Here is a 12644-nt window from a genome sequence, read left to right on the forward strand (position 1 = left end):
TGTGACGGATCGGATGACAGCCGACAAGCGCTCGGCGCTGATGTCGCGGGTCCGCACGAAGAACACCCGGCCAGAGATGCTCGTGCGCCGGGCTATCCACGCCGCTGGGCTGAGATACAGGATCCATCGCAGGGACATGCCGGGGAAGCCCGACATCGTGCTTCCGTCGCTTCGCGTCGCGGTCTTCGTGCACGGGTGCTTCTGGCACAGCCACAGCTGCGGCAAGGGCCGGAAGCGGCCGCAGGCGAACGCCGCTTTCTGGGAGGAGAAGCTCACCCGTAATTCGGAGCGCGACGCCGCCGCACAGGCGGCGCTGACTAACGCCGGCTGGTCAGTGAAGGTCGTATGGGAATGCGAGCTCAGCGAAAGGCTCGACGACCTTGTGGAGGATCTCAAGCGTCGGCGAGCAGAGCTTCGCGGTTGATCGAGCCGACAAGGTACGTGGCAAAGAACTCGGCAAGCTTCGGCGGAACGGCGTTGCCAATCATGCGGGCGACCGACTCCACCTTGTTAGTTGGGTAGAAGACGTACTCGTCGGGGAAGGACTGCAGGATCGCAGCCTCGCGCAGGGAGATGCCGCGCAACTGCGTGGTGTCGTAGTGGCCGAAGCGACCGTTCGATATGCTGTGGCACTTGGTGGTAATCGTCGGCGAAGGCCTGTCCGGGCTCATCCTAGTGTAGACGTCCGTGAAGCAGCGCGATCCGACCCGTTCGTTCACGCGCCGATGGCAGCCGAGCGAAAGATCGCCGTGCTCGGTCTTCGCCATGTAGGCGTTCGACTGCCCAGGCAGCGCCGCGCCGATGCGCTGCAGGTTCTTTTCGCTAAGCGTGCGCGCACGATGGTTCGGGATCTCGGCATGCAGCTCGCCTGCAGCGATCGGCGGAAGGTGATCGATCGCCTGCCTCACGCTCTTCATCACCGCATCAGGGTCGCTGCCGGGCACGATGAGCTCGGTTCGCGTAAGGTCCGAATAGCGCTCCTCCTTGACGAGGTGGGACCTCACAGCGACCAGGATCGAACGCTTCCGAAATTGCGGTACGCCGAACTTAGACGTGCACACCACCTTGGTGCCGGTGACGTAATCCAGGCTCTCGAGCGACGTCTTGAAATCATCCCAGACGCCGCCGTAGCGCGCATCGCGGATGCCGGCGACGTTCTCCGAAAGCACCACCTCGGGCGCGAACCTGCGGACGAACTTGACCGCCTGGCGCAGCAGGCCGCGGTCCCGCTCGCGACCATCCTTGCGTTCATCTGACAGTGTCTTGCGCGACAACGTCGTAAACGGCTGGCACGGGGCGCAGATGGCGAAAAGGAGCGGGACGCCGGGCATGAGCAATCGCTTCGCACGGACGAGCTCGGACAGCTCCTTGTACAGGTGACCCTGTTCGCCGTCCGGATAGGCTGTCGTGGACGGGAAGATGTCGCGGTGCAGGAACGCAGGCGCCTTCCCGTCGATCTTCGTGTTGACGTTGTTGCGGACATAGGTGTCTTCGCAGCGCGCGTCCTTGTCGACGCCTGCTATCACGTAGCCGTTGGCGTCGATCAGTCCGCGCGTAGTCCCGCCGGCGCCACAGAAGAAATCCACCGCCAGAAAGTCGGGGGTCGCGTCGCCAGCGAGGCCGACGACCGCCCGCTCTTGTTCAACGGCCATAGACTGATTTCCTGATGCGTCCGATGTCCCGCTCGTCGAATTCCCGCCAGTTCCGGTGATCCCGGCGGACGTCGTCCGCGATGCGACCTTCCGAGAACCACCGAAGGAGTGTCTGGCGCGAAACACCGAGGCGCTTCGCCGCCTCAGCCGTCCCAAACGTCGTTCCTGCCACCCCAAGACCTTTCTCCTGACTATACTCAGGTATACTCGGGGACCTAGTCGAAATCAAGCATTCGCGGGCGGCGTATCCAGCTGATGGACGGCCAGCATTCCACGGCAATGTAGATATTTCGAGATGGTGGTCGACACATGGCATTGATACGCGTATATATTCGATATATACGCACATAATGTCGATTCTTTGACAGGGAGGAAGCTAATGGCACGCGAAGAGGATCGGAAAAAGTTCGTAGGATTGGCATCCAAACGCGTAAACCGTGCGTTGAAAGACATCCAGCTCATCGGCAATCTGTCGAACCGCTCCAACTACGACTACACCGACCAGGACGTCGCGAAGATATTCAAGGCACTGACAGACGAAGTCGCCGCATGCCGCAAGCGGTTCGAGCAGGCTTCGCGCAAGGCCGCCGATACCTCGTTCGTGCTCGAATAGGATCGGCCATGGCGTTAGACGCGAAAGACTTGTGCCGCCAGCTCCTCGAGGCGAATTCGGAAGAGCAGGCTGCGGCCATCATCGAGGGATCGGCTGTGATGGCCGACCCGTTAAACTGGCGCCCTCTCGACGGTCGCGAGACCAATTTTAACGTGACCTCGAACCAGGCGTCCGACGGCGGCAAGGCGCTGACCGAGCTGATGACTAACATGGTCGACGCGGTGCTGATGAGGCACGCGGCGGAGCGGGACATCGACCCACGCTCGCCGCAGGCCCCGCAGACCATGTACGAGGCGGTCGACCGTCTCGTCCACAATCTCCATGGTGGCAAGCTGACAAACCTCGGCAGCGGCGACCCGTGGCTCAAAGACTTCTCGGCGAAGAACCTGGTGATCGGCGTGACCGGTGCGCGATCCCGCAAGGACGGACTCCCCTGCTATGTCTTCGTCGACAACGGCGAGGGACAGCGTCCCGAGGACTTCCACCGGACCTTCCTGTCGCTCAGCGCCGGGACGAAGAGCAGCATCCCCTTCGTGCAGGGCAAGTACAACATGGGCTCGTCCGGCGTGCTGGGGTATTGCGGGCGCCGCTGGTACAAGCTCATCATCTCGCGCCGCTATGACGGGAAGGGTCCATGGGGCTGGACGATCGTCCGGCGGAGGCCGGGGGGGCCCAACGACATGCCCGTCGCCGAGTACTTCAGCCTGGCCGACGGCTCCGAGCACGGCGCCATCCCGACCTTCGAGCAGGACATGCTCCACCCCTTCCGGACCGGCACCGGGAAGCAGTATGCGGACTGCGCGCTGCGCACCGGCACCGTCATCAAGCTCTTCGATTACAACGTCGGATCGAGGCATTCGGGGTTCCGCGGCGCGCGCGAGGCGCTGAACGAGAACCTCGTCGAGACGATCCTGCCATTCCGCATCCTCGACTTCCGATGGAAGCCCGACCCAAGCCGGGGCGGAGACCGCGCTGAGGGGATCGACGCGCGCCCTTTCTACGGAATGGAGTTCCTCCTGCTCCGGCAGCACAGGGAGGATCTCCGCGATGATGAGGAGGACGCGGCCGAGGCACCTACGGACGATCCGACGATCGACATGGATTCGATCCATGTCGGCGACTTCTCGAACCCTGATATCGGGAGGGTCTCTGTGTATGGGATACCACTCCGCCCGGCCGAGCAGCAGCCGGAGTGGCTGAGGAAGACCAACAACAAGGTCTTCCACGCGGTCAACGGGCAGGTCCAGTTCAAGCAGACCCGGGGATTCCTCTCGACGACGTGCAAGCTGCCGGCGCTGAAGGACCGCCTCGTCGTCATCGTCGATGCGAGCAACATGACCTTCGGTGCTCACAATGAGATCTGGAAGGGCGACCGGGAGCACGTCCGCGAGACCACGCTGGGCCAGCGCTACAAGGAACTCGTCGCCGAGACGATCCGCGAGTCCAAGGTCCTGAAGGACCTTCAGCACCAGATCGCGCAACAGGAGCTCAAGAAGGCGACCGAGGTACAGAGCAACGCGCTCTTCCAGAAGCTGGTCACCGCAGACCCGAGCCTGGCGGCGCTGCTGAGCAACCGCATGCCCTCGATTCGGATGCCTTCGTCGGGCGGCCGAAGCGGACAGGAGGCCGGTGCCGACGAGTTCGTCGGAAAGTACAGTCCGACCTTCCTGCGGATTGAGGAGAAGCTGCGCGACATCGCGCTAGAAATCCCGATGAACCGGACGCGACCGCTGACCTGCCGCACCGACGTGGAGAACGGATACCTGCGTCGCATAGAGAACCGGGGTCGGGTCTCGCTCAGCAACGCGGATGTCGCCGCAGCCTTCAACATCCGCGAGCACCTTCACGACGGGCGCCTGACGCTGTTCCTGGAGCCTTCGGAGGATCGGACGAATGTGGGAGACAGGTTCGACCTGGCGATCTCACTGAGCGACGAAGCGATGACGGAACCTGTCTGGACCGCGCACGTCACGGTACGCATCGTTGCCGAGGAGGCCGACCCGAAGAAGCGGAAGCCGAAGGACAAGACCGGCGGAGGCGGCTCCGGCGGCAAGGGGGAAGGCATGGGTTCGGACGCCCCCAACGTAGGCCTGCCTGCCTGCGTCCTGCTCCGCGAACACGGCGAGGAGGTGAAGGGCTACGCCGTCGAGCGCTGGCCGGCGGGGTTTACCCAGAACGACGGCGGCGTAATCGAGGACCTCGGCGACGGAGAGATCGTCTACAAGATCAACTACGACAACGCATACCACCTCAAGGCTCGATATGGTAAGCGTGGCCAAGTCGAGCGTGACGTCGTCACGGAGAAGTACATCCTCGGGATGCGCGTGCTGCTGCTAGGAATGGAACAAGCCTACCGCGCGGCGAAGGCCGCTGCCGGCGATCGCGGCGAGCAGCTAGAGGAGTTCGCGGAGGAGATCAGGCGTCTCGCGGCGCGTGGCGCCGCGTCGACCGTGCTCACACTCGCCGAGCATCTGCCGACGATAATCGACAAGTCGGCGCTGGCTGAGGAGGTCGAATAGCCGGATGGCGGTGTCATCGCGTCAACAAGCCTCCTTACTGCCCAGGCGCCCACGTGGATGAGAATCGCGCATCCGCTCAATCAGAATAGAATTTATCGGAAGTGCGACAGCTGCGGCCGCGTCGTCGAGGGGCGACACCGCAGCCGTTGTGAATGCTGACATACGGGACTGCTCGGGCGGCCCGCTAAATGGATGACTGCTTTCTATCTCTGACTAATTGAAACCTGCCAGTCTGCAATCGGCCCAGCTTGTGCCGAAAAGCAGCAAGTCGAACTGGGTCCGCTTGTAGGAAAGGCTGGTCAACAGCGGGACGGCAAGAAGTGGGGCGTGGCCAGGCGTTCCCGTTTATTTCATGGCATGGTTGCCCGCATTGCCTGCCACCGCGCATATTGCGCTGCCTTTTCGGGGTCGGGATCGATGCGATCCTGGAGCCAAAACCCGAACCAATCGAGATTGCGGCGGTAGGCGGCGAGCCGATGCCGAGGTTGCCATTTCGCATGGTACTCGTCGGGAAAGACGTACATCTCGACCGGCTTGCGGTGCTCGCGGAGCGCCTCGAAGGCTTCGAGCGAAATGAGATATTCGTCCGAGGGAAGCTGCATCAGCAGCGGCGTGTCCATCGTCGCCGCGTTGAGCGCGAGCGAGAACGGCTTCCAGAACTTGGGGTCGTCCGTCGTCGCCGGCGGGAAGCCCATCTTGCGGTTGTATTCGGCAAAGGCGATGCCGCCATAGGTCATCACGGTCTTGGGATCGAAGCAGCAAGTGGCGATCGACGCCGCTGCGAAGCGGCCCGGCGTATTGATGAGCGCGAAGCGCACCGTCGAGGAACCGTCGCTGAGGCCGGTGATACCGATCCGCGCCGGATCGACGGTGCCCGTCGCGACGACCTGATCGACGCCGACCAGCAGTCCCGAAAGCTTGCTCCGCCGCTCGGACCAGCCGCGATACTCGGCCGCGACGATCTCGTCCCAGTTCCTGAGGTCGGTGCGTCCGGTGGTGACGGGCGGCGGCGCCTCGAGGCTGAGGACGGCGATGCCCTGGGCAGCGAACGGGAAGATCGGGAACTCGTCGGCCGTACCGCCACGCAGGAAGCCGTCGCTATGATATTGGACCACCACCAGCGGTACGCGCGTGCCCGCGCGGTAGCCGGGCGGCAGCACGAAGTCGCCCCAGGCTTCGAGGCCCTGCGCGTTGCGCCATTTGAGGCGGCGGACGCTCCCGAACTCGAACCCGGCGAATTCGGGATTGGGGTCGAACAGCAGCGTTGACTTGCCTGTCGCGGGGTCGATCAGCACCACTCGGCGCGGCGTGGTTGCGTTCTCGCGCAGGCAGACGAGACCGCGAGACGCGAGCCGGCAGCCCAGCACCGCATCCTCGGTCGCGAAAACCTGCCGGGGTGCGTGCGCACCCGGCCGCCAGCGGTAGAGCGCCGTTTCGCCGTTGGCCCAGCCTTGGCGGCGCAGGAAGAGCAGGTCCGGCGTGCGGTCGTCCCACCAAAGCCCGACGATGCCGCCCCGGCAAGCGGCGGCGGCACAGGCGACCACGCCGCGGCGGCCGGATGCCTTGAGGATCGCGCGGCTGAGCGGGGCGCCGGGATCGGGCGCGATCCAGGCCCGCCGCCCGTCGGTCGTGCTCGCCTCCAATCGCCCGGCGCCGAGCGCGCCGGTGCGCCCCAGGCGATCCGTCTCCTCGGCGTTGGCCGCGCGCACCGCGCCCGATGCGAGATCGATCGCCGAGAACACCAACGGCGCGTCCGCGGCGCGGATTTGGGGGAAGCCCCCCGAATAGGTCACGATGCGCTCGTCATAGAGATAGCCGGCATCGGCCTCGTGCGCGTGAGCGCGCTTGATGACTGCCACCGCAGGCCGCGACGAGAATAGCAGCGACCCGCCGTCGCTGCTCCAGGCGACGCCTTCGACATCAACCGGGGAATCGGTCACGGCGCTGGCGCCGCTTCCATCCGTCGCGACACGCCATGCTTGGGTCCGCCCGTTCACGCGTTTCAGATAGGCGAGCGTCCTCCCGTCCGGCGACCAGGCGGGCACGACGATATTGGGGAAGCCGCCGGGCACGAACAGCCCGCGCTGCACATCGGTGACGGTGATGAGCTCGCCGCCACGATCGATGATCCTGGGCCGTCCGCCAGGCCGCAGCGGCAGCACGACCAGCGCGCGGCAATAGCCGTTAGTGTCGGGATCGGCGCGATTGAGCACGAATGCGACGGCGGTGCCGTCAGGCGAGACCGATAGTGGGCTGAACGGGCCGACAATCGAGGCGTCCGGAAAGCCGATGTCGCGGAGCCGGAGAAGATCATCGGAGGTGACCGGACGACGGCCACCCGGCACGACGATCGCGTCCGGCAGGACACCCTCGCAGGCGTTAGCGGGCACGGCAGCGCCGCCCGCGACCACCAGCGCCAGCAAGGAAGCGACTGCAAACCGCTTCACCACCGCTTCGTCACTCCAAAGCTGACGAAGCGGCCGACCGGCGAGTAGTTGGTCGAGTCATAGGGCGTATCGGTGAACACCGAAGTCGCGATCGGCGCGGGCTTGGCGTTGAGCAGGTTGAGCGCGGTCAGGCTGAATTCGAGCCCGTCGAGCCAACCTTTCCATTCCGGACGGTAAAAGACCGACACGTCGAGCGTGGTCATAGAATCGACCAGCGGGTTGGGAGCCGACCGGGTGTCGCGGACCGGCCCGGTGTAGTTGGCCGTCGCGGTGAGCGTCACAGGTCCGCCATCCCAGCTCAGGCCGCCGCGCGCGCGAACATGCGGCGGGTTGAACAGCGTGCCAGCGAGCGGCTGGAACGCCTGGTTTTCGCTGAGCTGCTGCTTGCTGTCGAGATAGGTGCCGTTGAGCGTCGCGGTCAGTGCACCGGAGCCGAGCGGCGTCCGGTAGCTTAGCAGCGCGTCGACGCCGTGGATCGACTGGCGCCCTGCGTTGACATTGTTGTTGTTGATGATCGCAACCGTGGCCGCGGGGTCATAGGGTGCGCCGCTGGCATTGACGAAGGTGCCGGCCGAGGCGATCGCCGCGGCTTGCTGTGCCGCCGTCGGCGTGAGCACGACATAATCATGATACACGGGATTGCTGAGCGCGACCGAAGCCAGTGGAATCGGAAACACGATCCGGTCACGATAGCGGATCGAGAAATAGCCGAGTTCGGCCCGAAACCCTTCGAGCCCGCGCGGATGCAGCGCAAGCGTGGCCGACCAGGTGGTTGCCCGCTCGGGCTTGAGGGCCGGGTTGCCGCCCTGGAGAAACAGGATGGTCGCGCCCGCCGGAAAACCCGCGCCACCGTAGAAGCGGGCTTGGTCCAGGGTCACGCTGTTGGGCTGATATTGCTGGAGGAGCGTCGGCGCCCGAAAGGATCGGCCCCAGCTGGCCTTGAGGTCGAGATCGGGTGACGGCGCGTAGATCAGCCCGAGCTTGGGCGTCACCACCTCGTCGACGCCGGGATAATTCTCATAGCGCAGCGCCGCGCTGGCGCTGAGCCGGTGCGCGAGCGCAATGCCTTGCTCAGGCGCGATCAGCGGGACGTTGATCTCGCCATAGGCAAAACGGCTGTCTTGTGCCCGCTCGACATTCTGGAAGCTGCCCGTGCCCTTGTAGCTGGCGAACTCGTTGCGGCGATAGCCGGCGCCCAGCGCGACCTTGACCGCGCCGGCCGGCAGGCGAAACAGCGTGCCGTCGCCGCCGATCTCCACAGTCTTCGTCGCGTTGGTGTAGTGGCCCGCACCGCCCGAGAGCGAGGCGGGACCGAAGAACAGCGTGACGCCATAGTCGACGCGATCATGTCCATAGGAGCCGCTGAGGAAGAACCGCCAGTCGTCGACGCTGAGCCGCAGCGTCGGCAGGATCGCATAAGCCTCGGCGGCGGAATCGGTCTGGCCCCGGCTGACGTTCAGATCGCCGGCCGCGTTGAGCGGGAAGACCGAGCTGCTCCACCGCTTGTTGTAGAGCGCGTCGACCTCGAAGCTCAGCGCGTCGGTGATGTTCTGATGTCCGGAGGCAAGCGCGTTGTGCCGCTTCAGCTCGGGATAGAGCGTCAGGCCGGGTGAGCGCGTGCGGGCATAGGAGCGGTCTTCCGCGGTGATCGCCGTGTTGCGGCCGAACTCATAGGCCGCATAGATCCCGCCATCGTTCCAGCGGGTCCCGGCGATCGCGCCATATTGCTGGGTGAAATTGCCGCCATCGGTCGAACCGCCGAGCAGCGCGCCGGTCTCGACTCCCTCGAAATCGCGGCGCAACAGGATATTGACCACGCCGCCGACCGCATCGGAGCCGTAAAGCGCCGAGGCGCCGTCGGCGACAACTTCGATCCGATCGACGGCGCGAAGCGGGATGGCCGAGACGTCGACACTCTGGCGCGACGAGCTATAGGCCAGACGATGCCCGTTGAGCAGCGTGAGCGTGGCGTCGCTGCCCAAGCCGCGCAGATTGGCACTCGAGCCGCCGCCGACGTCGACGCCGCTGGTCGCGGGCACATTGGTGCCGATGCCGGGGTTCTGTCCTCCCGCGAAGCTTTGGGGGATGCTCCGTACCGCGTCTGCGACAGTCGTCTGTCCCGACTTGCGGATTTCCTCCCGCCCGAGGGCGATCACGGGCGAGGCGATCGGCGCGCCCCTGATGCGGGTGCCGGTGACGACGATATCGGTGCCGTCTTCCGCGGCATCCGATATCGTCGCTCCCTCCCTCCGACGCGGCCCGGGGCGAATAATGAGCGTGTCGCCCACAGCCTCGACATGAAGGCCCGAGCCGGCGAGCAGCAGGTCAAGCGCTTCCTCGACGGTATAGGTGCCGGCAACCGCTGGTGCGCGCTTGCCGTCGGTCAGCCGCGAGGCCGCGACGATGTTCCGACGCGTGGCCAGCGAAACGTCGCGAAGCGAGGCGCCGAGACCTTGTTCCGGCAGGTTGAACTGGAAGCGCGCACCCACTTGCGCCTTCGCGGGCTGGCTGGCTGCCGCGGTCGCGACGGCGCATGCCGCAATCCAACTCGACTTTGAAAGAAACGGTGACAATCGCATTCAGGCCCTCCCAGCGACGCCGGGAACGGTCGTCGTGGGGGCTTGACGATTGAGGGGCACGAACCCCTCCAAGATTTCAGCGGGCGCCTGACTCCTCGCCTTTGGCGAGCGTGATCCTCGTCGGTTCCGACGTGACTCGCAGCCCGAAGGTCGCGGCCATCACCTGGGCAAACTTATCGATTTCACCGGCGTGAAAGCCGCCGCTGATGCGAAGCTCCCCGAGCTCGGGTGAGGCAAGAACGATCTTGCGCCGGGAATAGCGATTGAACTCGGCGACCGCATCCGCCAGCCGGGCGCCCTCGAACGCGAGCATGCCGGAGGTCCAGCGCAGTTCCGAAGGCGGCGCGGGCTCAGGCTGCGGGATTGGATTGGCTTTGTCGAATGTGACTTGCTGCCCTGGGTTCAACCGGCGCGAACCATTGTCGGCCGATCGCTGGTCAGGCCTGTCTCGCTTCGTCACTTCGATTGCTCCCCGCAACAGGACGACTTGGACGCCCGAAGGCCCGATGCTGACGTCGAAAACAGTCCCATGGGCGATGACGCTGCCACCGCCGGCATCCACGATGAACGGTCGTCGCGGATCATGGGCGACCTCGAAGCGGGCGCGGCCGGCGTCGAGCTGGAGCTGCCGCATGTCCGGCGAATAGGTGGCGCGAAGAACGGAATCGGCATCAAGCGTCACCTTCGATCCGTCGTCCAGGGTGACGGTCCGCACTTCACCGATCCGCGTTGAGAAAGCGAGGGTCTGGCTGGCGATCTCGGGCGGCCCGAAATAGCCCGCCTCCCGCAGACCGAAGCCGGCGCCCATGAAGATGAGCAGCGCCACGCCGGCCGCGAGTGCGCAGCTCGTACCCGGCTTGCGCTCGTAGAACGATGCCCGGTGGAGACGCGAGTTCCGCACCATGTCGGAGTCGCCGGCGGCCTCGGTGCTGGAGATCGACGTTTGGACCGCCTCGAATGCCGCGGCATTGTCCGGATCGGCCGCGCGCCAGGCTTCGAATTCGGCCCGTTCGGAACCATCGCCCGCCTGAAGCCGAACCAGCCAATCGATCGCTTCGCGCTCCGCGCGGGACGAGGGTGGATTGCCGCGTACCATCAGCGTTGCCCCAACAGCCGATGCAGCTGGGCATAAGCTTTCGTCATGTGCTTTTCGACGCCCTTCACGGTCAATCCGGTCTGCTCGGCGATTTCTGCGAGGGACAGGCCGTGAAACTTCGCCGCAATGAAGATCTCCCGAGTCATGGGTTTGAGCCGCAGCATAGCCGCTTCAACCCGATTCAGCATGTCTCGTGCTTCGAGCGTTTCGATCTGGTCAGGAGCCATCAAGCCCGCATCCTCATGCGACATGGCGAAATTGGCGGCGCGCTCGGGCGCGCTCTTGGCCTTGTCACGCAGCAGATTGCCCGCGATCCGGGACAGGTAGCGCTCGGGCGAGGCCGGATGGACATCGCGATCGGCTCTCGCCGACGCGAAGCGAATGAATGTCTCCTGCACGAGGTCCGCGGCGTCCTGCGGACCTGCGCGCCGCACGAACAGGCGGAGAAGCCGTCCTGCCTGGGAGCGGTAGAGCGCGTCGAGCGATACGGCGCTCCGCGCCGCCGAGGCGTCGCCCGTCTCGGTGCTTTCGAGTGCGGCGGGCGCAAACGGATCGATGTTCAATCGCACGGGAGGCCCCCGTGCGGCCGCGATCTCCGGTCAACGACACCAACCCACACTTTGCCGCGCATCTCGTGGCCTTCCTCTGGTCGCAAGGCCAAGCCGGCGCGATAGCCGGGTGTGAGAAACACGCTTGAGAACGTGCGCCGACGCCTTTAGCCGGTGAGGGCCTGGACATGCGCGTCGGCCACCCGGCCGCATCGTCGCGCGGGTCTGATCTCTCAAGTGCGAGGTTTCTCAGGCCTCGGCGCCGCTGCGGCGGCGCTCGATCAGACTAAGCGCTTCGGTATCGAATTCAACTCCCTCGAATCCCCAGTGGCAGGCATGTATGTCTGGCCAACCTCCGCTGCGAGGTGTTTGATCTCCCGTAAACCAATATGGATGGGTTTTTCCGGTATTTTGCAGCATCGAATGTGCCCAGAGAGTGCGCAGTTCTCCGGCGACTTTGACCTCGCGGAGAGCTCGCTTTCGATCAGTCGATTCAGAATTCCGACAGCCCGACTTGTAGCCGACTTGGCTCATGCTAGCCTCGTCGTTCCTCGGGGCTGAAGCGTCTCTGGTATATTGGGAGTGTCCGATGAGCATCTTCCACCGATCGATTGCATGCGCTGCGCTATTCACATTGGCTGGCTGTGGTGGCGGCAGTGCCGGTGACTCACGCGCCGAGTTGACGAAGGTCCTGAGCGACTGGAATGACGCCAATCCTATCTGTGCGCGCAGGCCGGACAACTTCCCGATCGAGCTGCCGGCTGGTGGAAATGATCCGCGGCGAGCTGCATTCGACGCCCTGGTCAAGGCGAAGCTCCTGAAGGTCTCGCAGGTAGGAAACGCATTCCAGTATGATGTGAATCAAGGCGCGGAAAACACGATCCGCCCGGGCAGCAAACGGGCCACCGCCGCCGAGCGTTTCTTAGGCGGGTCAGATATTTGCTACGGCAAGCGTCGCCTGACGGAAATACGCCAAGTGGTCCCCGCCACCGACATGGCGGGACGAAAGACGTCGGCCGTCACCTTCGCGTGGAAGCTCGATCCGGCCCCCTGGGCAGGTGACGCGTCGGTTCAAGCAGCCTTCCCCGAGATCGCACGCGCGCTCGATGCTGGCGGCGGACAATCCACCGTGACACTGGTGGCAACCGACAGAGGGTGGCAGCCTGACACCGAGACGGCCGTTCGCTAGT

The 12644-nt window shown here is 64.8% G+C and carries 11 protein-coding genes; 4 read left to right on the forward strand and 7 right to left on the reverse strand.

Annotated features, from left to right (window positions below; translation table 11 throughout):
* The first annotated feature begins 13 nt into the window (after positions 1–13).
* Entirely contained in the window at positions 14–424 is a 411-nt protein-coding gene (locus ACMGER_RS17815; protein ID WP_436813495.1) for a very short patch repair endonuclease, read from the forward strand.
* Here the strand turns inward: ACMGER_RS17815 and ACMGER_RS17820 are convergent.
* Positions 393–1652 carry a DNA cytosine methyltransferase gene (locus ACMGER_RS17820; RefSeq protein ID WP_436813496.1) on the reverse strand — a complete coding sequence of 420 codons (1260 nt, stop codon included), beginning with the start codon at positions 1650–1652 and terminating at the stop codon, positions 393–395. The two genes, ACMGER_RS17815 and ACMGER_RS17820, sit on opposite strands and share 32 nt — an antisense overlap.
* A complete protein-coding gene (locus ACMGER_RS17825) occupies positions 1642–2001 on the reverse strand; it encodes a MerR family transcriptional regulator (protein WP_436813497.1) in 360 nt (119 codons plus the stop codon). The genes ACMGER_RS17820 and ACMGER_RS17825 overlap by 11 nt, the downstream gene beginning before the upstream one ends.
* Positions 2002–2031: 30 nt before the next feature.
* Here ACMGER_RS17825 and ACMGER_RS17830 point away from each other — a divergent pair, with 30 nt between their 5' ends.
* Together ACMGER_RS17830 and ACMGER_RS17835 are read left to right on the forward strand one after the other, a co-directional pair.
* On the forward strand, positions 2032–2265 hold the full coding sequence (locus ACMGER_RS17830) for a hypothetical protein (RefSeq protein WP_436813498.1): 234 nt from the start codon (positions 2032–2034) through the stop codon (positions 2263–2265).
* A gap of 8 nt (positions 2266–2273) precedes the next feature.
* Positions 2274–4784 (forward strand): hypothetical protein, encoded by a 2511-nt coding sequence (locus ACMGER_RS17835; RefSeq protein WP_436813499.1) that lies wholly within the window; start codon positions 2274–2276, stop codon positions 4782–4784.
* A gap of 350 nt (positions 4785–5134) precedes the next feature.
* Here the strand turns inward: ACMGER_RS17835 and ACMGER_RS17840 are convergent, their stop codons facing one another.
* The 5 genes from ACMGER_RS17840 to ACMGER_RS17860 form a co-directional block, all read right to left on the reverse strand.
* Positions 5135–7231: an Atxe2 family lasso peptide isopeptidase gene (locus ACMGER_RS17840; protein ID WP_436813500.1), complete on the reverse strand. Its 2097-nt coding sequence runs from the start codon at positions 7229–7231 to the stop codon at positions 5135–5137.
* Positions 7228–9720: a TonB-dependent receptor domain-containing protein gene (locus ACMGER_RS17845; protein WP_436813501.1), complete on the reverse strand. Its 2493-nt coding sequence runs from the start codon at positions 9718–9720 to the stop codon at positions 7228–7230. The genes ACMGER_RS17840 and ACMGER_RS17845 overlap by 4 nt, the downstream gene beginning before the upstream one ends.
* A gap of 166 nt (positions 9721–9886) precedes the next feature.
* Entirely contained in the window at positions 9887–10906 is a 1020-nt protein-coding gene (locus tag ACMGER_RS17850; protein WP_436813502.1) for a FecR family protein, read from the reverse strand.
* Positions 10906–11475: an RNA polymerase sigma factor gene (locus ACMGER_RS17855; RefSeq protein WP_436813503.1), complete on the reverse strand. Its 570-nt coding sequence runs from the start codon at positions 11473–11475 to the stop codon at positions 10906–10908. The genes ACMGER_RS17850 and ACMGER_RS17855 overlap by 1 nt, the downstream gene beginning before the upstream one ends.
* Before the next feature lie 228 nt (positions 11476–11703).
* Positions 11704–11988, reverse strand: coding sequence for a hypothetical protein (locus ACMGER_RS17860; RefSeq protein WP_436813504.1), 285 nt, complete (start codon positions 11986–11988; stop codon positions 11704–11706).
* A 55-nt stretch (positions 11989–12043) separates the two neighbouring features.
* Here ACMGER_RS17860 and ACMGER_RS17865 point away from each other — a divergent pair, with 55 nt between their 5' ends.
* On the forward strand, positions 12044–12643 hold the full coding sequence (locus tag ACMGER_RS17865) for an SEN1982 family lipoprotein (protein WP_436813505.1): 600 nt from the start codon (positions 12044–12046) through the stop codon (positions 12641–12643).
* The last annotated feature ends 1 nt before the right edge of the window (position 12644 follow it).

Origin of the sequence: Sphingomonas astragali (assembly GCF_051400615.1) — a bacterium.
Classification (GTDB): domain Bacteria; phylum Pseudomonadota; class Alphaproteobacteria; order Sphingomonadales; family Sphingomonadaceae; genus Sphingomonas.

Bases quoted from the DNA above. Each gene is read 5' to 3' on its own strand.
- ACMGER_RS17830 (WP_436813498.1), top strand. From the start codon at position 2,032: ATGGCACGCGAAGAGGATCGGAAAAAGTTCGTAGGATTGGCATCCAAA.
- ACMGER_RS17835 (WP_436813499.1), top strand. From the start codon at position 2,274: ATGGCGTTAGACGCGAAAGACTTGTGCCGCCAGCTCCTCGAGGCGAAT.
- ACMGER_RS17820 (WP_436813496.1), bottom strand. From the start codon at position 1,652: ATGGCCGTTGAACAAGAGCGGGCGGTCGTCGGCCTCGCTGGCGACGCG.
- ACMGER_RS17815 (WP_436813495.1), top strand. From the start codon at position 14: ATGACAGCCGACAAGCGCTCGGCGCTGATGTCGCGGGTCCGCACGAAG.
- ACMGER_RS17860 (WP_436813504.1), bottom strand. From the start codon at position 11,988: ATGAGCCAAGTCGGCTACAAGTCGGGCTGTCGGAATTCTGAATCGACT.
- ACMGER_RS17865 (WP_436813505.1), top strand. From the start codon at position 12,044: ATGAGCATCTTCCACCGATCGATTGCATGCGCTGCGCTATTCACATTG.
- ACMGER_RS17850 (WP_436813502.1), bottom strand. From the start codon at position 10,906: ATGGTACGCGGCAATCCACCCTCGTCCCGCGCGGAGCGCGAAGCGATC.
- ACMGER_RS17825 (WP_436813497.1), bottom strand. From the start codon at position 2,001: ATGTGCGTATATATCGAATATATACGCGTATCAATGCCATGTGTCGAC.